The organism is Microbacterium sp. bgisy203 (assembly GCF_965345155.1).
Lineage (GTDB): Bacteria > Actinomycetota > Actinomycetes > Actinomycetales > Microbacteriaceae > Microbacterium.
In genome coordinates this window covers 378,697-400,222 of sequence record NZ_CBDRLZ010000003.1, presented here as the reverse complement: position 1 = coordinate 400,222, position 21,526 = coordinate 378,697, and the positions used below count along the sequence as shown (strand labels likewise).

General features: G+C 70.2%; 21 protein-coding genes. 11 read left to right on the top strand and 10 right to left on the bottom strand.

The features are described 5' to 3' along the window. The first annotated feature begins 113 nt into the window (after window positions 1-113). A complete protein-coding gene (gene phoU / locus ACRVYW_RS07745) occupies window positions 114-812 on the top strand; it encodes a phosphate signaling complex protein PhoU (protein WP_431803296.1) in 699 nt (232 codons plus the stop codon). A gap of 89 nt (window positions 813-901) precedes the next feature. On the opposite strand, the gene ACRVYW_RS07740 is transcribed toward phoU, so the two are convergent. After that, window positions 902-1,651 carry a phosphoglyceromutase gene (locus ACRVYW_RS07740; protein WP_431803294.1) on the bottom strand — a complete coding sequence of 250 codons (750 nt, stop codon included), beginning with the start codon at window positions 1,649-1,651 and terminating at the stop codon, window positions 902-904. A gap of 41 nt (window positions 1,652-1,692) precedes the next feature. Here ACRVYW_RS07740 and ACRVYW_RS07735 point away from each other — a divergent pair, with 41 nt between their 5' ends. After that, window positions 1,693-2,568 (top strand): class I SAM-dependent methyltransferase, encoded by an 876-nt coding sequence (locus ACRVYW_RS07735; RefSeq protein ID WP_431803292.1) that lies wholly within the window; start codon window positions 1,693-1,695, stop codon window positions 2,566-2,568. 257 nt (window positions 2,569-2,825) lie between these two features. Here the strand turns inward: ACRVYW_RS07735 and ACRVYW_RS07730 are convergent, their stop codons facing one another. The 4 genes from ACRVYW_RS07730 to ACRVYW_RS07715 form a co-directional block, all read right to left on the bottom strand. Next, window positions 2,826-3,935: an FUSC family protein gene (locus ACRVYW_RS07730; protein ID WP_431803290.1), complete on the bottom strand. Its 1,110-nt coding sequence runs from the start codon at window positions 3,933-3,935 to the stop codon at window positions 2,826-2,828. A gap of 13 nt (window positions 3,936-3,948) precedes the next feature. Beyond that, window positions 3,949-5,049: a YgfZ/GcvT domain-containing protein gene (locus ACRVYW_RS07725; protein ID WP_431803288.1), complete on the bottom strand. Its 1,101-nt coding sequence runs from the start codon at window positions 5,047-5,049 to the stop codon at window positions 3,949-3,951. A 26-nt stretch (window positions 5,050-5,075) separates the two neighbouring features. Then, the gene (locus tag ACRVYW_RS07720; RefSeq protein WP_431803286.1) at window positions 5,076-5,681 is read right to left on the bottom strand and encodes an FABP family protein; all 606 of its coding nucleotides are present in this window, start codon (window positions 5,679-5,681) and stop codon (window positions 5,076-5,078) included. Between the two features lie 252 nt (window positions 5,682-5,933). After that, a complete protein-coding gene (locus ACRVYW_RS07715) occupies window positions 5,934-6,224 on the bottom strand; it encodes a hypothetical protein (RefSeq protein ID WP_431803284.1) in 291 nt (96 codons plus the stop codon). Between the two features lie 150 nt (window positions 6,225-6,374). Here ACRVYW_RS07715 and ACRVYW_RS07710 point away from each other — a divergent pair, with 150 nt between their 5' ends. The 8 genes from ACRVYW_RS07710 (at window position 6,375) to ACRVYW_RS07675 (ending at window position 15,488) form a co-directional block, all read left to right on the top strand. Beyond that, complete coding sequence (locus ACRVYW_RS07710; protein ID WP_431803282.1) at window positions 6,375-7,073, top strand: response regulator transcription factor; 699 nt, start codon at window positions 6,375-6,377, stop codon at window positions 7,071-7,073. A 63-nt stretch (window positions 7,074-7,136) separates the two neighbouring features. Then, entirely contained in the window at window positions 7,137-9,314 is a 2,178-nt protein-coding gene (locus ACRVYW_RS07705; RefSeq protein WP_431803280.1) for an RNA degradosome polyphosphate kinase, read from the top strand. Beyond that, complete coding sequence (locus tag ACRVYW_RS07700) at window positions 9,311-10,249, top strand: NUDIX hydrolase (RefSeq protein WP_431803278.1); 939 nt, start codon at window positions 9,311-9,313, stop codon at window positions 10,247-10,249. The genes ACRVYW_RS07705 and ACRVYW_RS07700 overlap by 4 nt, the downstream gene beginning before the upstream one ends. A gap of 113 nt (window positions 10,250-10,362) precedes the next feature. Beyond that, complete coding sequence (pstS, locus tag ACRVYW_RS07695) at window positions 10,363-11,469, top strand: phosphate ABC transporter substrate-binding protein PstS (protein ID WP_431803276.1); 1,107 nt, start codon at window positions 10,363-10,365, stop codon at window positions 11,467-11,469. A gap of 92 nt (window positions 11,470-11,561) precedes the next feature. Beyond that, on the top strand, window positions 11,562-12,512 hold the full coding sequence (gene pstC, locus ACRVYW_RS07690) for a phosphate ABC transporter permease subunit PstC (RefSeq protein WP_431803274.1): 951 nt from the start codon (window positions 11,562-11,564) through the stop codon (window positions 12,510-12,512). A 1-nt stretch (window position 12,513) separates the two neighbouring features. After that, entirely contained in the window at window positions 12,514-13,611 is a 1,098-nt protein-coding gene (pstA, locus tag ACRVYW_RS07685) for a phosphate ABC transporter permease PstA (RefSeq protein ID WP_431803272.1), read from the top strand. Between the two features lie 41 nt (window positions 13,612-13,652). Beyond that, a complete protein-coding gene (gene pstB / locus ACRVYW_RS07680) occupies window positions 13,653-14,432 on the top strand; it encodes a phosphate ABC transporter ATP-binding protein PstB (RefSeq protein ID WP_431803270.1) in 780 nt (259 codons plus the stop codon). 231 nt (window positions 14,433-14,663) lie between these two features. After that, window positions 14,664-15,488, top strand: a complete 825-nt coding sequence (locus ACRVYW_RS07675) for a DUF559 domain-containing protein (RefSeq protein WP_431803268.1) — start codon at window positions 14,664-14,666, stop codon at window positions 15,486-15,488. Window positions 15,489-15,613: 125 nt separating this feature from the next. On the opposite strand, the gene ACRVYW_RS07670 is transcribed toward ACRVYW_RS07675, so the two are convergent. The 5 genes from ACRVYW_RS07670 to ACRVYW_RS07650 form a co-directional block, all read right to left on the bottom strand. Then, on the bottom strand, window positions 15,614-16,498 hold the full coding sequence (locus ACRVYW_RS07670) for an aminodeoxychorismate lyase (RefSeq protein ID WP_431803266.1): 885 nt from the start codon (window positions 16,496-16,498) through the stop codon (window positions 15,614-15,616). A 215-nt stretch (window positions 16,499-16,713) separates the two neighbouring features. Beyond that, window positions 16,714-17,352, bottom strand: a complete 639-nt coding sequence (locus ACRVYW_RS07665) for a DNA-directed RNA polymerase subunit beta (RefSeq protein WP_431803264.1) — start codon at window positions 17,350-17,352, stop codon at window positions 16,714-16,716. A 49-nt stretch (window positions 17,353-17,401) separates the two neighbouring features. Then, window positions 17,402-18,196, bottom strand: coding sequence for an anti-sigma factor (locus tag ACRVYW_RS07660; RefSeq protein ID WP_431803262.1), 795 nt, complete (start codon window positions 18,194-18,196; stop codon window positions 17,402-17,404). Further along, window positions 18,193-18,804: an ECF RNA polymerase sigma factor SigK gene (gene sigK / locus ACRVYW_RS07655; RefSeq protein WP_431803260.1), complete on the bottom strand. Its 612-nt coding sequence runs from the start codon at window positions 18,802-18,804 to the stop codon at window positions 18,193-18,195. The genes ACRVYW_RS07660 and sigK overlap by 4 nt, the downstream gene beginning before the upstream one ends. A 56-nt stretch (window positions 18,805-18,860) precedes the next feature. Beyond that, window positions 18,861-20,588: a cytochrome c biogenesis protein CcdA gene (locus tag ACRVYW_RS07650; protein WP_431803258.1), complete on the bottom strand. Its 1,728-nt coding sequence runs from the start codon at window positions 20,586-20,588 to the stop codon at window positions 18,861-18,863. A gap of 163 nt (window positions 20,589-20,751) precedes the next feature. On the opposite strand from ACRVYW_RS07650, the gene ACRVYW_RS07645 reads away from it, so the two are divergent. Next, window positions 20,752-21,414: a fasciclin domain-containing protein gene (locus ACRVYW_RS07645; protein WP_431803256.1), complete on the top strand. Its 663-nt coding sequence runs from the start codon at window positions 20,752-20,754 to the stop codon at window positions 21,412-21,414. The last annotated feature ends 112 nt before the right edge of the window (window positions 21,415-21,526 follow it).

Sequence of the window (21,526 nt, the reverse complement as noted above, 5' to 3'; positions counted from 1 at the left end):
CGCCGCGAGTGTTCACCGGGCGAGCACCGTTCGTTAACCTTCGAGCGGGAGGATCGCCGCGACATCGCCGTGATCATCCCCGATCGTCCAGACATCACCCCGAGAGGCACCCGATGCGCGAAGTGTTCCACCAGTCGCTCGAAGACGTGCAGTCACGTCTCGTCGAGATCTCCGAGCTCGTCACCGTCGCCATCGACAAGGCGACGCGTGCGTTCGGATCGAGCGATGTGGCGTTGGCCGAAGAGGTCATCGAGGCGGACCAGATCATCGACGACAAGGCGATCGAGCTCGATGAGCTCGCCATCCAGATCCTTGCCCGCCAGCAGCCGGTCGCCCGCGATCTCCGGATCGTCGTGGCGGCGTTGCGCGTCAGCGCATCGCTCGAGCGCATGGGCGACATCGCCGAGCACATCGCGCAGCTGACCCGTATGCGCTTCCCCGAACGAGCCATCCCGAAGGGGCTCAAGAGCACCTTCACCCGCATGGGCCGGCTCGACGTCGAGGTCGCACGGACCCTCACCGAGCTGCTGCGCAGCGAGGACCTCACTCTCGTCGAGGTGCTCAGAGGGCTCGACGACCAGCTCGACGACGCTCATCTCTCGGTGTTCGAGAAGGTCCTCAGCGACAATTGGCAGGGCGAGGCGTCGGCGACGGTCGATGCGACGCTCGCGAGCCGCTACCTCGAGCGCTTCGCCGACCACGCCGTCTCGGTCGCCAAGAAGGTCGCCTACCTCGCCACCGGCGAGTGGACGCCCGACACCGAGTCGATCGCCGTCATCGTCGCCGGCGGCGAGGAGAACCCGGCCGACTGAGCGCACGGCGCACGAATCAGAAGAGGGGATGCCGGTCGGCATCCCCTCTTCTTCGCGCAGAACCTCTTCTTCGCGCAGAACCTGCGAGCTTACTTCTTGCCCTGGTTGGCGACGGCGGCGGCACCCGCCGCGGCGGCCTCGGGGTCGAGGTAGCGCGCCGGCTCGAGCGGCGTGAAGTCCTCGCCCAGCTGGTAGACCAGCGGGATTCCGGTGGGGATGTTGAGCTCGGCGATGTCGGCGTCGCTGATGCCGTCGAGGTGCTTCACGAGGGCACGCAGCGAGTTGCCGTGCGCCGTGACGAGCACCGTCTTGCCGGACTTCAGGTCGGGGATGATCTCGTCGTGCCAGTACGGCAGCAGGCGGTCGATCACGAGCTTCAGCGACTCGGTGCGGGGCACCTCGCCGTCGATGCCGACGTAGCGGGGGTCGTGCGCCTGGCTGTAGGGCGCGTCGTCGTCCAGGGGCGGCGGCGGCACATCGAACGACCGACGCCACAGCATGAACTGCTCGTTGCCGAACTCCGCGAGGGTCTCGGCCTTGTCCTTACCCTGGAGGGCGCCGTAGTGGCGCTCGTTGAGGCGCCATGAGCGCTTCACGGGGATCCAGAGCCGATCGGCGGTGTCGAGGGCGATGTTCGCCGTCTGGATCGCGCGGCTCAGCACTGAGGTGTGCAGGATGTCGGGCAGGATGTCCTGCTCCTTCATGAGCTCGCCGCCGCGCGCGGCCTCGCCGCGACCCTGCTCGGTGAGTCGGACGTCCACCCAGCCGGTGAACTGGTTGGTCTTGTTCCATTCGCTCTGCCCGTGGCGGAGGAGGATGAGCGTGTAGGGAGCGGTCATGTCCGTCATCCTACTCACGTCCACGCTGGCATCATGGGGGGATGCCGCCGGACAAACCCGCCACGTCCGTGCGGGCCGCGGGCCACATCACGCGCGGCACGACGAACACCAATCGGCTGCGCCGCGTCGACCGCTGGATCGCCCGGCATCCCGTGCTCCGCCGCGCGGACGATCCGTTCGTCGTCGACCTCGGCTACGGCGCGAGCGGGGTGACGGCGTTCGAACTCGAGGCGCGTCTGCGGCCGGTCCGGGGCGACGTCGAGGTCGTGGGTCTCGAGATCGACCCCGCCCGCGTCGCCCGCGCGAACGCTCAGCTGGCTGACGTGCGTGCCGGGCGGACGCCGTTCGCGCCCGACGCGCACGTCTCGTTCGCGCGCGGCGGGTTCGAGGTGCCGCTGCCCGCGTCGGCATCCGGATCGCCCGCCGGGGGTGTCGGTGCGCGTCGCCCCGCGATCATCCGCGCGTTCAACGTCCTGCGGCAGTACGACGAGGCGGAGGTCGTCCCCGCCTGGGCGCTGATGTGCGCGCGGCTCGCGCCGGACGGCATGCTCGTGGAGGGCACGTGCGATGAGCTCGGCCGCGTCTGCACGTGGATCGAGGTGGGTCCGGATGCCGTGCCCCGCTCGCTCACCGTGTCGCTCCGGCTCGCGGGCCTCGACTCTCCCGCCATCGCTGCGGAACGCCTGCCGAAGGCGCTCATCCATCGGAACGTGCCGGGCGAGGGCGTGCACGCCTTCCTCTCGGCGCTCGACACGCAGTGGGTCCGCGCCGTCGCCGCGGGCTCGTTCGGCGCCGATCACCGCTGGCGCACGGCGCTCCAGGCCCTCGCTGACGCCGGCTGGCCCGCCCAGGGCCGCGCGCGCTGGCGCCTCGGCGAGGTGACCGTGCCTTGGTCGCTCGTGGCCCCGGCATCCTGACCCTCCTCTCGCGCTCCCCCGCGCCCCGGCACCCGCACTCCCCGAGACCCGCACCTCCCGAGATCGCCCCCCCCCCCCCCCGAGACCCGCACTCCCCGAGACCCGCACCCCCCGAGACCCGCACTCCCCGAGACCGCGCGTTCTCGACGAGACCCCGTCCCTGGCACGCGGTCTCGTCGAGAAAACCGGGTCTCGCGGGCAGGGCGGGCGGCGGCGGGCGGGGAGGCGTCAGGCGCGGGGGGCGGGCGCGGGAGGGGTCAGGTGCGCGGGAGCGCGGCACGGGCGTCGGATGCCGGCATGCCGGCGGCCGTCATGAGGTCGACCGCGAGCGGTCGCAACGCTCCGATGAGGTTCTGGTCGACGCTCGAGCGCCCCGCGGCGAGCGCGGCGGGGTCGAGACGCGCCGCGACGGCACGCACGGCCTCGCGGGCGGCCGGCTCGTAGGAGATGTCGGAGAGCGAGTCCGCGACCAGACGCGCACCGGCGGCGAGCTCGCTCAGCAGGTCGGCGGCGACCGGACGGGAGAGGTTGTCGTCGCTGAGGTAGACGACCCGCCGCCCGATGACGCGGAGGTTGCGGCTCGCGAGGTCGAGCTGGGTGCGGATGCGCTCCTGCCGCTCGAACTCCGTGCGCTGACGCCGAAGGAACGGCGAAATCCGCGCGATCGCGTACCCCGACTCGATCCCCTGACGCCACGTGTCGACCGGCGCCTGGAGACCGCGCGCCTTCTCGAGCCCCCGCTCGGCGCGCTGGCGGTCGCCGCGGCGGAGCGCCTGCACGAGGGTCATGACCGCGGAGTCGAACGCGGCGAACACCTCGGCGCCCTCGGCCGTGACGGTGCGCAGCGGGCTCCGCGGCAGGAGAGCGGTGACCAGGAGCGCCGTCACCCCTCCGACGATCCCGTCCGCCACGCGCAGGAACGGCACGCTCGTCGGGATCACCATGACGATCGCCGCCTGGATCGCCGCAGCGATCGCGAACGCCGGCTGCGGGGAGAAGAACCGCGCGACGACGAGGCTGACCGTGAGGGTCAGGGCGAGCTGCCACCAGCCGACGCCCGCGACCATCACGATGAGCTCGGCGATGAGGATGCCGACGACCATCGCGATCACGGTGCCGAGGATGAGCCGTGGGCGCGCATCGCGGACGAGGCCGAGGCTCGAGATCGTGACCGTCGCGGCCAGGAGCGGCACCGGGTGGCCGAGGACGTAGTGCGCGAACGCGAACGCCGCCGTCGCCGCGAGGACGATCTGCACGATCGCCGGCAGCGATTCACGCACCCGTGGGATGCCGCGGTCGGGCGACAGCGCGGCGCGCCAACCGGTCGGCAGCGCGATCGACTGCGTGTCGGGATCGGGGGCGCTCACGCGGCGGCTCCGGTCAGCGCCGGCGCGAGAGCCGCGGAAGACGCGGAACGGATGCCGTGCGCCCCGCGTCGGGCGGAACGATCGTCTCCTGCGCGGCGGCGACGACCCCGTCGTCCGTCGCGACGGTCAGCGGCGCGTCGACGGGCGTCGTGCGCTTGATGATCGCGAGCGCGATCGGCCCCTCGTCGTGGTGGCGCGCGACCGACGTCACGGTACCGACGACATCGCCGTCCTCGCCCGCGAGCGCGACGTCGGCGCCGGGCGCCGGCAGCACCGCGTCGCTGCCGTCGAGCTGGAGTGCGACGAGCCGGCGGGGCGGATGCCCGAGGTTGTGCACCTTGGCGACCGTCTCCTGCCCCCGGTAGCACCCCTTCTCGAGGTGCACGGCGGTGCGGAGCCAGTCGACCTCGTGCGGCAGGGTGCGTCCGTCGGCCTCGCGTTCGGCGCGCGGGCGCCACGCCGCGACACGGAGGGCATCGGCGGCGAGCTCGCCGGCGAGAGCCTGGTCGCCGGCGACGGCCGCAGCCGCGAGGCGTTCCGCTTCGGCGACCGGCACGATGGCCTCGGCCCAGTCGTACTCGACCCCCGGATGCGGGTCGGCGGGGGCGTACCCCCAGCCCCCGACGCCGATGCCGGGCCAGGGGTCGTGCCAGACGGCATCCGCCGCGAGGTCGGCGACCGCCGCGCGGGTGCCGCCGACCACCCGGTGCGTCGGGGTCGCATCGACGATCTCGACGCGCAGGCGGAAGCGCATGCGGGTGAGCCAGGCGCGGAGAGCCTCGGCGCGCGAGCGGTCGACGACGAGCCAGGCGATCTCGCCGTCGTCGACGATGCCCGCGGCGTGCTCGACGTGACCCTGCGGGTCGAGGACGAGAAGCTCGGCGCTCTCGCCCGGCGAGAGCATCGTGAGGGCCTGCGAGGTGATCGAGTCGAGCCAGCTCAGCCGGTCAGGGCCGGAGACGGTGAGGACCGTGCGCGAGGCGAGCGGCGCGAGCGCCGTGCCCGCCGCGAGTGCGCGCTGCTCGCGCGTGGGCGATCCGAGGTGGAGAAGCACGTCGCCCTCGACCACGGCGCCGGGCCCGAAATCGGGGGCGGCGGGGGAATCGGCATCCATGACCGTGCTCATTCGACGTGCCGTGCTCACTCGGCGCGCGCGAGGCGAGCCGACGCGTGCGAACCGAGCGTTCCGCCGAGGGCGGCGATGTCCCACGCCCAGAGCAGGTGACCGTCGACGAGTCCGTACATGCGGGTCGCCGATGCGTAGGGCTTGGCGCCCGCCGGGCGCACGATCGCGTCCGACGCGAGGTCGATGCGCGGGCCGCGGACCTGGCCGAGGTAGAGCTCGCTGATGCCGTCGGAGTGGACGAGCGAGACGAGGAGGTCGAATCCGCCTTCCGCGTTGCGGAGAGTCTCGACGTCGTCCGCGGTGCGCGCCGTCTCGCGCGCCGTCACGGCGGGAAGGAGCGCGGGGCCGGCGTCGGCGTCGTCCGCGGGGCGGGCGAGACGCCAGTACCCGGTCTCGGCGACGAGCGGCGTGCGCGCGTCGTCATCGCCCAGCAACCACGCACTGGCGGCGTAGTTGACGTAGTCGCCGCCGTCATGGCTGAAGCTCACGCGATGGGCGAACTCGCCCTCAAAGCGGGTGCCGTCCGTCTCGTAGTCGATGACGCCGGTGCCCTCCCAGACGCCCAGCAGCCACGACAGCGGGACGATGTCCGCCGGCAGGTCGGTCGGAAGATCGATCACGACGCGCGTTCCCGGATGATCAGCGGGATCAGCGCTGGCCGCGGTAGAGGTTCTTGATCACGACGCCCGACACGAAGACGATCGCGAGCGAGGCGAGCGCGAGGAGCCCCACGAAGAAGAGTTCGAGTGCGACGAGGTCCATGGCGCCCACTCTACCCCGCTTCGCCCTACCCCGCTTCGCCCTACCCCGCTTCGCCGCGGGAGGTTCGCGGCACGCTTCGGCAGTGCGCCACGCTTCGGCAACGTCGAGCGCTACAGGGCGACGAGGCTCGCGAGGGCGAGACCGAGGCTCACGAGGCCCATGACGACGAGGGCGCCGAGCACGCTCGCCGCCACCCGCCGCAGGAAGCCTTCCGCGTGGCCACGAGCCAGCTGGATAACGAACGCGAGGATGACGCACGCGGCGAGCCCGAGGGGAAGCCACTCGGCGCGCTGGGGCGCGGGGGCGGCGAGGGCGATCGCGACGGTGACGACCGCGGCGGCGATCCAGACGGCGACGATCTCCGCGAAGCCGCCGCGCGGGGCGAGACCGGGAACCGACATGAGTCCATCATGACGGACGGATGCCGACGGCGCACGCCGACCCCCTGCCACGGCCCTCCGGCCGCGCCGCACGCATCCCGCCGTGAGGCAGCGCTGCGGAGAGGTCCTAAGATGGGGTCACGGTCCGCCCGTCGGTCCGGAAGGGACCGTATGGCTCAGCTTCTCGTCTTGAGTTCCGCCCAGGGCGGAGGGTCCGTCCTGCCCGCGCTCGAACTGCTGAGCCACCGCGTCCGGCAGATTCCCGCCGAACCGGCGCAGCTCGTCAACGCCCCGAGCGCCGACGTCATCTTCGTCGACGCACGCGTCGACCTGGTCGGCGCCAAATCGCTCTGCAAGATCCTCAACACGACCGGCCTCGACGCGCCGCTCGTGCTCGTCGTGACCGAAGGCGGCCTCACGGCGGTCTCGACCGACTGGGGCGTCGACGACGTCATCCTCCACACCGCCGGCCCGGCCGAGGTCGACGCGCGCATCCGCCTGGCGATCGGGCGGCAGAGCGCCGAGCAGGTCTCGAGCCGCATCCAGACCTCCGGCATCACGATCGACGAGTCGTCGTACTCGGCGAAGGTGCACGGCAAGGCGCTCGACCTCACCTACAAGGAGTTCCAGCTCCTGCACTTCTTCGCAACGCACCCGTCGCGCGTCTTCACGCGCGAGCAGCTGCTCAGCGAAGTGTGGGGCTACGACTACTTCGGCGGCACGCGCACGGTCGACGTGCACGTGCGGCGTCTGCGCGCGAAGCTCGGCGACCTCGAGCAGCTGATCGGCACCGTCCGCAACGTCGGCTATCGCTTCAACGTCTACGAAGACGACCAGGTGCCCTCCCCCCGCGAGCGATCCGGCGCGTAACAGGCGCATAAGACCGGCCGAGAGGTTAACGCGCGCGTCACCTCCCCCTGCAATGATGAGGGGATGATCGACACCGAACCTCTGGACACGGGTCTCGGCGACGCCGACGACGACGACTTCGACGAGACGGTCGAAGTCGACGATTCCCCGTTGCCCGATCACCGGTACATGGACCGTGAGCTCAGCTGGCTCGCTTTCAACCAGCGTGTGCTCGAACTCGCCGAGGATCCGGCCCTGCCGGTGCTCGAGCGCGCGAACTTCCTCGCGATCTTCGCCTCGAATCTCGACGAGTTCTTCATGGTGCGCGTCGCGGGCCTCAAGCGCCGCATCGTGACGGGGCTGGCGGTGCCGACCAACGTCGGGCGCGCGCCGCTCGACGTCCTCGCCGACATCTCCGAGGGCGCCCACGCCCTGCAGCTGCGCCACGCGCGCGCGTGGACCGAGCTCGTGAAGCCCGCTCTCGCCGAGGCGGGCATCGAGGCGGTCGGGTGGGACGACCTCACCGACGACGAGCGCGCCGACCTGTACGACTACTTCCAGGCGCAGGTGTTCCCCGTCCTCATGCCGCTCGCGGTCGACCCGGCGCACCCGTTCCCCTACATCTCGGGTCTGTCGCTGAATCTCGCGATCCGCATTCGGAACGCCAAGACGGGTCGCCAGGAGTTCGCCCGCCTGAAGGTGCCCTCGATGCTGCCCCGCTTCGTCGAGGTGCCCGCGCGCTCCCCGCAGCCGGGCACGTCGCGCTACCTCCCGCTCGAGCAGCTCATCGCCAACCACCTGGGCGACCTGTTCCCGGGCATGGAGATCCTCGAGCACCACACGTTCCGCCTCACCCGCAACGAGGACGTCGTCATCGAGGAGGACGAGACCGAGAACCTCATCCAGGCGCTCGAGGCTGAGCTCCTCCGTCGCCGTTTCGGCCCGCCGATCCGACTCGAGGTCACCGAGCAGATGGACGACGTGACCCTCGACCTCCTCATCAGCGAGCTCGAGGTCACCGATCAGGAGGTCTACCGCCTCCCCGGACCGCTCGACCTCCGGGGCCTGTTCGACCTCGCCCGGATCGACCGACCGGAGCTGCACTACCCGCCGCACGTGCCGGTGACCGCGACCGCGTTCCAGCCCGCAGAGCAGAACGGTCGCGCCGATCTGTTCGCCGCGATCCGCAAGGGCGACGTGCTCGTGCACCATCCGTACGAATCCTTCAACACGAGCGTCGTCGCGTTCCTCGAGCAGGCCGCTCGCGACCCCCACGTCCTCGCGATCAAGCAGACCCTCTACCGCACCTCCGGCGACAGCCCGATCGTGCAGGCCCTCATCGACGCCGCCGAACGCGGTAAGCAGGTGCTCGCTCTGGTCGAGGTGAAGGCGCGGTTCGACGAGGCGGCGAACATCGTGTGGGCGCGCAAGCTCGAGAAGGCCGGCGTTCACGTCGTCTATGGACTCGTCGGACTGAAGACCCACTGCAAGCTGCTGCACGTCATCCGCGAGGAGGACGGGATGCTCCGCAGCTACAGCCACATCGGCACGGGCAACTACAACCCGAAGACGAGTCGCCTCTACGAGGATTTCGGCCTTTTCACCGCCGACGAGCAGGTCGGACGCGATCTCACCCGCCTGTTCAACGAGCTCTCCGGCTACGCGATCGAGAAGAAGTTCAAGCGCCTGCTCGTCGCACCGCTGCATCTGCGCAAGGGGCTCCTGCGCCTCATCGACAAAGAACGCCGGAACGCCCTGGAGGGCAAGCCTGCGCACATCCGCATCAAGGTCAACTCGATGGTCGACGAGCAGATCATCGACGCGCTGTACCGGGCGAGTGCCGCCGGTGTGCGGGTGGATGTCTGGGTGCGGGGCATCTGCTCGCTCAAGACAGGGCTTCCCGGTGTGAGCGACAACATCACCGTGCGCTCGATCCTCGGCCGCTACCTCGAGCACTCGCGCATCTTCGCGTTCGAGAACGACGGCGACCCGCAGGTGTACATCGGCAGCGCCGACATGATGCACCGGAACCTCGACCGCCGGGTCGAGGCGCTCGTTCGCGTCGTCGCTCCTGGGCACGTCAAGGAGCTGATCGACCTGTTCGAGGTCGCGATGAGCGAGACGACGAGCTCGTGGCACCTCGAGGCCGAGGGCGGGTGGGTGCGTCGTAGCGTCGGCGAGGACGGCAAGCCCCTCGTCGACCTGCAGGATCGGACGATGGCCCAGATCCAGCGCCGACGCCGGGCGCGGGCGGTGCGATGACCGAGACGGCCGTCTACGCTGCCGGCGGCGTCATCTGGCGCCTGGTCGAGGGCAAGCTCCACATCCTCGTCATCCATCGCACCGCGTACTCCGACGTCACCCTTCCCAAGGGAAAGGTGGACCCGGGCGAGACACTCGTCGAGACGGCGGTGCGCGAAATCCATGAGGAGACCGGCATCCGCGTCTCGCTCGGCATCCCGGTGGGCGTCTCGCGCTACCGCATGCCGCGCGGACGTCAGAAGATCGTCCACTACTGGGCGGCGGAGGCGACCGAGTCCGCGATCCGGGCGTCGACGTTCATCCCCAACAAGGAGGTCGCCGCCCTCGAGTGGGTGACGCCGCGCAAAGCGCTCGGATATCTCTCCTACCCGGTCGACGTCGAAATCCTCGAGCAGTTCCTGACCTATGTCGACGACGGCATCCTCTCGACCTTCCCCGTCGTCGTGCTGCGGCATGCGAAGGCCCTCCCCCGGGAGGAGTGGAAGGGGCAGGATGCCGCACGACCGCTGACCGCGCGCGGCACCCGCCAGTCGAAGGCGATCGTCGGACCGATCCGCTCCTACGGCGTGCGCAAGATCGTCTCGAGCGATGCCGTGCGGTGCGTGTCGACGGTCACGCCGCTGTCGAAGGCACTGGGACGCCAGATCACCCGGACGCCGCTCGTGTCGCAGGATGCCTGGGCCGACGGCACCTCCGACGTCCGCGCCGTCGTGGGCAAGCGCGTGCGGGCCCGCAAGCCCGCGGTGCTGTGCAGTCACGGTCCGGTGATCCCCGGCATCCTCGCCGAGCTCGCCCTCGCGACCGGCACGCTCCGCGGCTCCTACCTCGGCAGTGCGTCCTCGCTCGAGGTCGGGGGGTTCTCCGTCGTCCATCTGTCGGCCGATCACCCCGGCTCCGGCATCGTGTCGATAGAAACGCACGAGCCGACCGTCTGAATCCCGTTCACCTGTCGTTCACCGAGACAGCGCACTCTCGTAAGAGTCGATGTCTACCGTCACGGACGTGCCCCGCACCGGGCCGATCATCCCTGACATGTGAAGGATTCACAGTGAAGCTCACCCGCATCGCCCAGCTGGGCGCTGTCGCCGCCGTCGCGGCACTCACTCTCACCGCCTGCGCGGCCAACGAGGGCGGCACGACCGCCCCGACCGACACCGAGTCCGCCGCCGCCGCTCTCAGCGGAACGCTCAACGGACAGGGCGCGTCGTCGCAGCAGGTCGCCGTCCAGGCGTGGACGTCCGCCTTCAACCAGGCCAACCCCGACGCGGTCATCAACTACGACCCCGCCGGTTCGGGGACGGGCCGCGAGTCGTTCCTCGCCGGTGCCGTGAACTTCGCGGGCTCGGACCGCGCGTTCAAGACGGACGAGATCGCCGCGGGCGGCTTCGGCGCGTGCGCCGCGGACTCGGGCATCGTCGAGATCCCCGCCTACATCTCGCCCATCGCGATCATCTTCAACGTTCCCGGCGTCGATTCGCTCAACCTCGACGCGGAGACCGTCGCAGGCATCTTCGCCGGCACGATCACGAACTGGAACGACCCGGCGATCGCCCGCGACAACGCCGACGCCACTCTTCCCGACCTGCCGATCAACCCCGTCCACCGCTCCGACAAGTCGGGCACGACCGGCAACTTCACCGACTACCTGTCGGCGAACGCGGAGAACATCTGGACGTGGGGCTCCGTCGAGGAGTGGCCCGCCGGCGTCGTCGGCGAAGCCGCCGAGAAGACGTCGGGCGTCGTCGAGGCCGTCAAGGCGGGCGAGGGCTCGATCGGCTACGCCGACTCGTCGCAGGCCGGCGACATCTCGTCGGTCGCCGTCAAGGTGGGCGACGAGTTCGTCGCGCACTCCCCGGAGGGCGCCTCGAAGACGCTCGACGCATCGGAGATCGAGTCGGGCCGCACCGAGGGCGACCTCGCCTTCACAATCGACCGCACGACGACCGAGGCGGGCGCCTACCCCGTGCTCCTGGTCAGCTACCTCATCGGCTGCGAGCAGTACGAGGATGAGAACGTCGCCGCCCTCACCAAGGCGTTCTTCCAGACCGCGGTCAGCGAAGACGGCCAGAAGCTGGCCGCCGACAACGCGGGCAGCGCTCCCATCTCGGAGGACCTCCGCACGAAGTCGCTCGCTGCGATCGACCTCATCAAGTGAGCCGACGGACGGCCTCCCGGAGCGCATCGCCCCGGGAGGCCGTCCGGTCGCCACGCACCACACCCCCTCCGCGCCCGACGAGAGAGACCCCGATGACAGCAACCACCGCCACCGCTCCCCGGCGGGGTGCGGCGAAGCAACGCGCCGGGGACCTCTGGTTCTCGGGCACCGCTGTGTTCGCGGGGTCGATGATCGTCGTGACGCTCGCGGCGGTCGCGATCTTCCTCATCGTCCAGTCGCTGCCTGCCTTCGGGGCGACGAACGAGACGGCATCCCTGCTGACCTCCAACTTCTGGTCCTACGTCATGCCGCTTCTGTTCGGCACGATCTGGGCCGCCTTCCTCGCGCTGATCGTCGCGGTGCCGCTCTCGCTCGGCATCGCCCTGTTCATCACGCACTATGCGCCGCGCCGGCTCGCGCAGACCCTCGGCTACATCGTCGACCTCCTCGCCGCCGTCCCCTCCGTCGTCTACGGCCTGTGGGGCATCCTCGTCTTCGCCCCTTCGGTCGTCCCGACCTACAAGTGGCTGAACGAGAACCTCGGCTGGATCCCGCTCTTCTCCGGTCAGGTGCTCAACTCCGGCCGCACGATCCTCACCGCCGCCCTCGTCCTCGCCGTCATGGTCGTGCCGATCATCACCGCGATCTGCCGCGAGATCTTCCTGCAGACGCCCGTCCTCCACGAAGAGGCGGCGCTCGCCCTCGGTGCGACCCGCTGGGAGATGATCCGCATGGCGGTGCTCCCCTTCGGCCGGTCGGGCATCGTGTCGGCATCCATGCTCGGCCTCGGCCGCGCGCTCGGCGAGACGATGGCGGTCGCCATGGTCCTCTCCGCGACGAACGTCGTGACCCTCCGCCTGCTGACGTCGCAGAACCCGTCGACGATCGCGGCGAACATCGCCCTCACCTTCCCCGAGGCGTACGCACTCAACATCAACGTCCTCATCGCGACGGGCCTGATCCTCTTCGTCGTCACCTTCGCCGTCAACGCGGTCGCGCGGTGGATCGTCAACCGCCGCAAGGAATTCTCGGGAGCGAACTGACATGACCACCGCACCCGCCCCGACGCGACCCTCCGCGACGCGCACGCACGTCTCGCTCACCAGCGGCCACCTCGCGCGCTGGGCGCCGTGGGCGCTCCTGGTCGGCTCGCTCGCCGTGTTCGGCGCCGTCTTCGGTGTCCTCTCCGCCGCCTCGGGCAGTGAGTTCTCGATCGCCGGCTGGATCGTCGTCTCGGTGATCGCATTCCTCGTGCTGATCTACGTCGTCTCTCGCATCGTGGAAGGAAGCCGCCGCGCGTTCGACCGGCTCATCACCGGCATCGTGTCGAGTGCCTTCGCGATCGCGATGGTGCCGCTCGTCTCCGTCGCGTGGACGGTCATCTCCAACGGTCTCGCGCGCTTCGACGGCACGTTCTTCTCGAGCTCGATGCGCGGCGTCCTCGGCGAGGGCGGCGGCGCCGTCCATGCGATCTGGGGCACCGTCCTGGTCACCGGGGCCGCCGCGATCATCTCGATCCCCATCGGGCTCATGACGGCGATCTACCTCATCGAGTACGGACAGAACTCGCGCCTGGCCCGGGCGATCACCTTCCTCGTCGACGTGATGACCGGCATCCCCTCGATCGTCGCGGGTCTGTTCGCCTACGCGCTGTTCGCGCTCATCTTCGGACCGGGCGTGCGCATGGGGCTCGCGGGCGCGATCGCGCTGTCGGTGCTCATGACCCCCGTCGTCGTCCGTTCGAGCGAAGAGATGCTGCGACTGGTCCCGAACGAGCTGCGCGAGGCATCCTATGCACTGGGCGTCCCCAAGTGGCTGACGATCGCGAAGGTCGTGCTGCCGACCTCGATCGCCGGCATCACGACCGGCGTCATGCTCGCGATCGCCCGCGTCATCGGCGAGACGGCCCCGCTGCTGGTGACCGCGGGGTTCACCGACGCGATGAACATGAACCTCTTCGACGGGCGCATGCAGACCCTGCCGGTGTTCATCTACTCGCAGTACGCCTACAAGGGCATCCCTCCCGAGGCGTACGTCGAGCGCGCGTGGGCCGCCGCCCTCACCCTCATCCTCATCGTCATGGCGCTCAACCTCATCGCACGCCTGGTCGCGAAGCTGTTCGCCCCGAAGACCGGCCGCTGAGCCCGCGCCCGCCCGAACCCGGAACACCCCGAAGGAACCTCGTGTCCAAGAGCATCGAAGTCAACGACCTCAACGTGTACTACGGCGACTTCCTCGCCGTCGAGGGCGTGTCCCTCGAGATCCAGCCCCGGAGCGTCACAGCCTTCATCGGGCCGTCCGGCTGCGGCAAGTCGACCTTCCTGCGCACCCTCAACCGCATGCACGAGGTCATCCCCGGCGCCCGCGTCGAGGGCGAGGTGCTCCTCGACGGCGACGACCTGTACGGCCAGGGCGTCGACCCTGTGCTCGTGCGCCGCCAGGTGGGGATGGTCTTCCAGCGCCCGAACCCGTTCCCGACGATGTCGATCAAGGAGAACGTCCTCGCGGGGGTGAAGCTCAACAACAAGCGCATCTCGAAGAGCGACGCCGACACGCTCGTCGAGAAGTCACTGAAGGGTGCGAACCTCTGGAACGAGGTCAAGGACCGCCTCGACAAGCCGGGCTCGGGCCTCTCCGGCGGCCAGCAGCAGCGCCTGTGCATCGCGCGCGCGATCGCGGTCTCCCCCGACGTGCTCCTCATGGACGAGCCCTGTTCGGCCCTCGACCCGATCTCGACGTTCGCGATCGAGGAGCTCATCCAGGAGCTCAAGCAGGAGTACACGATCGTCATCGTGACGCACAACATGCAGCAGGCATCCCGCGTCTCGGACAAGACCGCGTTCTTCAACATCGCCGGCACCGGCAAGCCCGGCAAGCTCATCGAGTACGACGACACCAACACGATCTTCACGACGCCGTCCGTGCAGGCCACCGAGGACTACGTCTCCGGCCGCTTCGGGTGAGGCGGGGGCGGCCGGCGGCGGCCGGCGGGCGGAAGTCGTAACTGCAAGGCTTCGTGGTCGACACGCCGGGTGTGTCTCGGCATGCCCCGGCGTGTCGCGCGCCTGACCTTGCAGTTCGGTCCGACCCGCCCTCGCGCCATCGACTCCTCCACAGGCGGCGAATCGGCGGATTTGTCCACGGATGCCACCTCGCGCCGCCCGCCATGTGTGCGGTGCGGGCACGGTATGGGCATGTGCGAACGCGGAGAGATCGTGACGACGGCGCGTCTGCGCCGGAGCGGGGTGAGTGGACAGGCGTTGCGACAGATGGTGGATGCCGGAACGATCCATCGGGCCCGGCGCGGTGTCTACACGACACCCGCGACGTGCCCGGCGATCCGGGCGGTCGCCGCACACGGCGGACGTGTCGGATGCCTCACCGCTGCACGGCACCTCGGGCTGTGGACGCTCTCCCCTCCGGGTGCGCCCCACGTGTGGATGTGCGACGGGCAACGCCGCTACCACGACACCGGATGCGGATGCGTCGAGCACTGGGATGACGGCCCGCGCGGCGATGCCGGCGCGACACCGAGCGTGCCCCGCATTCTCTGCCAGATCTTCCGCTGCGTCGGCGTCGAGGAGTTCTTCGTCGTTCTGGAGTCAGCGCTCCGGCAGCGCATGATCACCGAGGAGGGGTTGCGGTGGCTGCGGAAGCGATCAAACGCGGTGATGCGCGAGGCTCTGACGCTCGCGCGGGACGACGCCGACAGCGGTCTCGAATCATTGCTGCGCTGGCGTCTGAGGCGTCACGGGCTGCGTGTGCGGACACAGCGGAGCATCGCGAGCGTCGGTGTCGTCGACGCGTTGATCGGCGACCGGCTGCTCGTCGAGACCGACGGTGTCGAAGGCCACAACTCCGCACCCCACCGGCATAAGGACCTCGTCCGCGACGCTCACGCCGCACTGTGGGGATACATGACACTGCGCTTCGACTACGCGATGGTCGTGCACGACTGGGAACTCGTGGAGGCGGCGATCCTCGGGGCGCTCCGCACGTTGGGAGGCGCGCGGCCGTGAGTGCGAACCGAAGTGCAAGGGATCAGGGGCGACACGCCGCGGGGTGCCGCTCGACACCGGCGTGTCGGCCACGAAGCCTTGCAGTTACGTCAGGAGACGGGGCGAGCCCGGGCGGGCGGGTGAGGTCAGTCGCGCGGGCTCAGGAGGTAGGCGTTGAGGGATGCCGTGAACTCGGCATCCGTCGGGAGTGACGTGTCGTCGATCGCGGTGAGCGGAGCGGCGAGCCGGATGCTCGAGACGAGCCACGCCGCGTCGACGTCCGCGAGGGCCGCGGCGGGGATCGTGTCGTAGCCCACGACGAACCCTCGTTCCGACAGGTGCTCGAACAGGCTGAGCTGCGTCGTGCCGTGCAGGATGCCGCCGTTCGGCGCGGGCGTCAGGAACGTGTCGCCGCGGCGGACGATGAGCGACGCGGTCGGCGCCTCGAGGACGTACCCGTCGCTCGAGAGGAAGATCGCGTCGTCGGCGCCGCGGCGCTTCGCTTCACGCAGGGCCGCCATGTTGACGGCGTACGACAGCGTCTTGGCGCCGAGGAGCAGCCACGGAGCCCGGGCGGGTACGTCGATGGCGTACCCGCGGTCGAGCGTCACGGCGCGGACGCCCTCGGTACGCGCACGATGGAAGTCGGATGCCGCAGCCGCCGTCACCCAGGCGGTCGGTGCGGGGCCGTGCTCGACGCCGCGGCTGAGGATGAGCTTGATCACCGCCTCCCCCGGCCCGCAGTGCGCGGCAGCAGCCTCGATCGCCGCGCGCCACTGGTCGAGGTTGGGGGCGGGGAGTTCGCAGAGGCGCGCCGAGTGCGCGAGGCGTTCGAGGTGGGCCGTGACCTCTTGCGGGTGGGCGTCGACGACGCCGATCGACTCGAAGATGCCGTCGCCCCGCTGGGTGCTCAGCTCTCCCACGGTGAGGGCGGGCGCAGCCGGGTCGAGCGACGTGAAGGTGTCGGTCCAGTCGGCGCGCTGCTCGCCGTCGTCCGCCGGATCGATCATGAGCGCGCCGTACCAGACCATGTGCCGAGCCTACGCCCGGGAATGAACCTGGCCGCACCGCTTGTTACACTGATTCAGCCGGGCCGCAGTAACCCCGGGCTCCATCTTTCGCCGCTCCGAGCGGCCTCGCGCCGAGAGGCGTTCTGCGGCCCGGCACTTTCGTGCGGGGACTCGGAACGCCTCTGCCGCGCAGCGGCCGCAGACTCCGGGCGTTCTGCAGCCACCGCATCCGCGCGTCAGCGCAGCTGATCCCGTCGCCACAGCCCCGCACTCGCCGTGAGATCGCCGGCGTAGGTGTCGAGGCGCAGGGCGCGGGTCGTGAAAACGGCGGCCCGCTCGGGCTCGGTCGCGTCGTAGTCGTCGGCGAGGTCGGCGGCCCCGGCGGCGACGACCCGGCAGAAGGATGCCGCACGCTCGAGCGCGACGGCGAAATCGCCCACGAAGACGCCCCGGAGGATCACGTCGACGAGCTCCATGAGCTCTTCGGGCCCGGCGGGTGTCGGAGCGCCCGCGACGACGTCGTCGACCGTGTTGCGCGCCGCGCGGCCGCGCTCGTAGAGGTACGCCGCGGTCTCGGGATCGTCGCGCACCATGAGCTGCAACAGGTACAGGCGCCACAGAGCGCCCGGAAGCGAGAGGGCCGCCGAGTGCGACCACAGCTCCGCGAGGGTGTCGATGCCGTGCGTGTCGGTGAAGGTCACGAGTCGGTCGACGACATCGTCCTCGGGTTCGTCGCGCACGCGGGTGAGGAGCGCGGCGGCCGTCGCGTGCGCCGCGCGCGACACCTCCGCCGGGTCGGTCGATCCGAAGCGGCGGTCGAACGTCGACGCGGGCCGCTGGACGGGCCTGTGGTAGTCCCGGCGGTCGTCAGTCATCCATCCAGGGTACCCGCGGGCGCCGTGGGCGGCCCGGTGCCGCGACCGATCAGGCGGTCGGGACGGCCACGATCGGCGTCGTCGTGGGCACACCGCTGGGCGCCCCCCCGGCCTGCTCGACCGTGACGGCGATCGTGTCGCCCGGCTCCATCCTGCCGGCGAGTTCCGCCGTGCTCGCGCCGTCCGACGCGTCGAAGGTCCCCGCCGGGATGGGCGTGTCATCGCGCACGTACCAGAGCTCGAACGTCTGGTCGTCATCGATCGCGGGCAGCCCGTCAGCGACGAGCACGACCTTGCCGACGCTCTCCGACCAGTGCAGCGTGGCGCTGCCACCGTCGAAGGTCGCGGCGGCGATCGAGGCATCCGGCGCACGTTGGATCTCTTCGAGCGCGACGACCGACGCCGGCGTCTGCCACAGGTGCGACAGCGCCCCCGCGCCCCAGCCGATGCCCACGAGCAGAACGATGGACGCCGCGAGCGCGAACAGCCCTCGGCTCCAGTTGCGGCGCTCGATCGTCTGGATCATCTCCGTGTTCGGCGCCGGCTCGGCCGTCTCGGGAGCGGTCTCGCCGGCGGGGTCGGGTGTCTCCTCTGCAGGCTCCACAGGCGCGGCAGGCTCCACAGGCGCGCCGACCATCTCCCGCAGGCGCCCGCGCAGCTCGGGCGGGGGAGCGACCGGCGCGACGACGTCGGCGAGGGATGCCGCGGTCTCGGCATCCATCCCCGCGATGTGCTCCCACTCAGGGTGCGCCGCGAGGGCGTCGCGGTAGGCCTTCTCGTCGTCGGGCGACAGCGCCCCGAGGGCGTGCCCGGCCGAGAGCTCGGCGAACTCGTCGTGGTTCACGGCGTCACCCCCATTTCCTGGCGCAGTCGCGAGAGTCCGTCTCGCATTCTCGTCTTGATCGTTCCCACCGGCGTCGCGGTGAGCGCCGCGATTTCGCTCTGACTGTAACCGCCGAAGTAGGCGAGGGTCAGCGCTTCGCGCTGCGGGCCGGACAGCGCCTCGAGCGCCCGTGCGACGCGTCGGCTCTCGACGCGCAGTTCGACCTGCTCGGCGACCCCGTCCTGCGGTGTGTTCAGCTCTCGCAGCCCTGCCCGCTCGTCACGGTCGGCGCTCGACTGCGCCGACCGCACCCGGTCGACGGACCGCCGATACGCGATCGTCATGACCCACGTCCTCCCCTGCCCCTTGTTCGGAGCGAACGACGCAGCGGATTGCCACACGTCGAGGAACACCTCCTGCAGCACCTCCTCGCTCTGGGCGCGGTTGACGACGACACGCAGGATGAGGCCGAAGACGCGCGCCGAGAGCATGTCGTAGAGCTCGGCGAACGCGCCGTGGTCGTGCGCGGCGATGCGGGCGAGCAACTCCGCGGCGTGGTCGCGCGGCGGCGAGTCCCCGTCCGGATCTTCCGTCACATCCACGCCATCGATGACCATCTCCCCCAGCATGCCTCATCCCCCGATCATTGTCGCGCAGCGCTCGACCGGCGGCGCCTCGGCATCCGTCATCCGAAGGTGAACGAGTAGACCTCCACGCCCGGTGCGACCTCGACCGTGAGGGTGCCGTCGCGATTGCCGCCCGGCGCCACGACCTCGTACGACCGCGGCGTGCCGGAGACCTCGATGCGCGTGCGGGCACCGTCGGCATCCGTCACCTGCACCTGGCCGCTCCCGGCCATCACCATGCGCACCTCGCCCGCCCGGTAGTGCAGGCGGATGCCGGCAGGGCTCTCGCCGGAGGGCGTCGCGAACTGGGTTTCGACCCGCCACGGGCCCTCGAGCGCGAACGTGTCCCCGGCCTGTTCGGCGGGAAAGGCGTAGGTGCGCTCGCCCGCACGGTAGGCGTCCGGCCCGGCGAAGTTGACGTCTTTGCCCGATCCAAGGAAGGTCTCGGGCGTCGTCGAACCGTTCTGCGGGGTCTCGTCGGCGACGTCGGTCGCGGGAGGAAGGGCGACACTGGGGTTCGCGTCTTCGAGGAGCTCGCGGATCATCTTCTCGGTCGCGGCGTAGTTGCCCTCGCCGAAGGAGATGTGCCGCACGGTGCCGGACGCGTCGATCAGGTAGTACGCCGGCCAGTAGCGGTTGCGGTAGGCGGTCCACGTGGAAAGCGCGTTGTCGAGCGCGACGGGATAGGTGATGCCGAAGTCCTCCGCTCCCGCGGCGACGTTCCCGGCATCCTTCTCGAACGCGTACTCGGGCGAGTGGATGCCGATGACGTCCAGCCCCGCGTCGCGGTACGCCTCGTCCCACGCGACGACGTGCGGGATCGAGCGCTGGCAGTTGATGCAGGAGTACGCCCAGAAGTCGATGAGCACGACCTTGCCGCGGAGGTCGGCGAGTTGCACGCCCGCGCCGTCCGGCGTGTTCAGCCAGCTCTCGATGCCGCGGATCTCGGGGGCGGTGCCGCATGATTCGAGCTGTTCGGCACCGTTCGTGCAGTTGTCGAGCTCGCGGTTCTCGTCGGTGACGATGCCGCCGAGATTCAGAGCCTTCGCGGCCTGCTCGTTGTCGGTGAGGTCCTGCTGCAGCTGCGCGGTGTAGTCGGGCAGAAGGCGCTGGAGCTGCTGCGGGACGTTGAAGAGCAGCCCGACGGCGAGCGCGAGCATCGCGACGCCCGCAGCGATGCGCAGACCCCGCTCGCGCGTGCGGAACGCACGGATGCGCTCGACGACGCCGCGCCCGGCGAGGGCGAACACGAGGAGCGGGATCGCGACGCCGATTGCGAAGGATGCCGTCAGCAGCACCGTGTCGAGTCCGATCCGTCCGGTCGCGCCCGCGACGATGATCGCCGCGAGGACAGGCCCGGCGCACGGCACGAACACCGCCCCGAGGGCGAGGCCGACACCGAACCCGCTGCCGCCGTTGGCGACCTCTTTGCGCGGGATCCACTGGAAGGGCTTCTCGAGGAGCTCCTCGACCTTCGGGATCAGCAGGCCCACGCCGATGAGGACGAGCACCGCGATGCCGACCCAGCGGATGACGTCCTGCGGGAGGTTGAGGAGCCCGAGGAGGAGCGAGCCGACGAGCGTCACGAGGGTGAAGCTCACGACGAGACCGGCGATCACGAGGTACGGGCGGCTGCGGCGGGCGGGCGCGGGAGCCCCGGCATCCGCACTCTCGAAGCGCGCTGACTGGGCGCCGCCGGTGAGGAAGATGACCGGCAGCACCGGCAGGATGCACGGCGAGATCCCGGTGATGAGTCCGCCCAGCAGGCCGATGATGATGAGTTCCATGACGCCCCGTTCCTGGCCCCGCCCTGTCGGGGGTCGATGTCAGGGGTCGTTCGAGGCGGGCGGGTTTTCGGATCGATCCGAGAATTCCCCCATCCGATTCCGACCGGTCTCCGAAGAACCCTCGAGGCCGCGCTCCGCGGCTTCCGACCAATCGGAGGCAATCATGCTCAGCAGCAAGAAGAAGATCACCGCCGCTCTCACTCTGACCCTCGCGGGAGCCTTCGCCCTCTCGGCGTGTTCCTCGGGGTCTGCGGAGCCCGAGGCGACCACTCCCGCTATGACCGAGGAGTCCAGTCCGTCGGCGACGCCCGAGGGCATGACGGACGACGCGATGGCGAACCTCGTCGGCCCCGGCTGCGCCGACTACGCCGAGGCGGTCCCCTCGGGCGCCGGCTCGATCGAGGGCATGTCGCAGGAGCCTGTCGCCGTAGCGGCATCCAACAACCCCATGCTCACGACCCTCACGGCGGCCGTCAGCGGCCAGCTGAACCCTGACGTGAACCTCGTCGACACGCTCAACAGCGGCGAGTACACCGTCTTCGCGCCGGTCGACGACGCCTTCAAGAAGATCGACTCGGCCACGATCGACTCGCTCAAGACCGACAGCACGACGCTGACGAACATCCTCACGTACCACGTCGTCGAAGGTCAGATCGAGCCGTCCGACATCGCCGGAATGCACACCACCCTCCAGGGCGGCGACGTGAACGTCACCGGCTCCGGGGATGACTGGATGGTGAACGACGCCAAGGTCATCTGCGGCGGCGTGCAGACCGCGAACGCCACCGTGTACCTCATCGACACGGTGTTGATGCCCGCGAGCTGATCGATCCTTCGGCCTGATCGATCACGCGGGTAGGGCGGCCGTCGGCGCGGGGGTGCCGGCGGCCGCTGTCGCGTGCGCGCGCTAGGCTCGCGATGCCGACGGCCGCTGGCGT

Coding starts and splice junctions, on each gene's coding strand:
- phoU (WP_431803296.1), top strand. CDS start 114: ATGCGCGAAGTGTTCCACCAGTCGCTCGAAGACGTGCAGTCACGTCTC.
- ACRVYW_RS07740 (WP_431803294.1), bottom strand. CDS start 1,651: ATGACCGCTCCCTACACGCTCATCCTCCTCCGCCACGGGCAGAGCGAA.
- ACRVYW_RS07735 (WP_431803292.1), top strand. CDS start 1,693: ATGCCGCCGGACAAACCCGCCACGTCCGTGCGGGCCGCGGGCCACATC.
- ACRVYW_RS07725 (WP_431803288.1), bottom strand. CDS start 5,049: ATGGATGCCGATTCCCCCGCCGCCCCCGATTTCGGGCCCGGCGCCGTG.
- ACRVYW_RS07715 (WP_431803284.1), bottom strand. CDS start 6,224: ATGTCGGTTCCCGGTCTCGCCCCGCGCGGCGGCTTCGCGGAGATCGTC.
- ACRVYW_RS07710 (WP_431803282.1), top strand. CDS start 6,375: ATGGCTCAGCTTCTCGTCTTGAGTTCCGCCCAGGGCGGAGGGTCCGTC.
- ACRVYW_RS07705 (WP_431803280.1), top strand. CDS start 7,137: ATGATCGACACCGAACCTCTGGACACGGGTCTCGGCGACGCCGACGAC.
- ACRVYW_RS07700 (WP_431803278.1), top strand. CDS start 9,311: ATGACCGAGACGGCCGTCTACGCTGCCGGCGGCGTCATCTGGCGCCTG.
- pstC (WP_431803274.1), top strand. CDS start 11,562: ATGACAGCAACCACCGCCACCGCTCCCCGGCGGGGTGCGGCGAAGCAA.
- pstA (WP_431803272.1), top strand. CDS start 12,514: ATGACCACCGCACCCGCCCCGACGCGACCCTCCGCGACGCGCACGCAC.
- ACRVYW_RS07675 (WP_431803268.1), top strand. CDS start 14,664: ATGTGCGAACGCGGAGAGATCGTGACGACGGCGCGTCTGCGCCGGAGC.
- ACRVYW_RS07670 (WP_431803266.1), bottom strand. CDS start 16,498: ATGGTCTGGTACGGCGCGCTCATGATCGATCCGGCGGACGACGGCGAG.
- ACRVYW_RS07665 (WP_431803264.1), bottom strand. CDS start 17,352: ATGACTGACGACCGCCGGGACTACCACAGGCCCGTCCAGCGGCCCGCG.
- sigK (WP_431803260.1), bottom strand. CDS start 18,804: ATGCTGGGGGAGATGGTCATCGATGGCGTGGATGTGACGGAAGATCCG.
- ACRVYW_RS07650 (WP_431803258.1), bottom strand. CDS start 20,588: ATGGAACTCATCATCATCGGCCTGCTGGGCGGACTCATCACCGGGATC.
- ACRVYW_RS07645 (WP_431803256.1), top strand. CDS start 20,752: ATGCTCAGCAGCAAGAAGAAGATCACCGCCGCTCTCACTCTGACCCTC.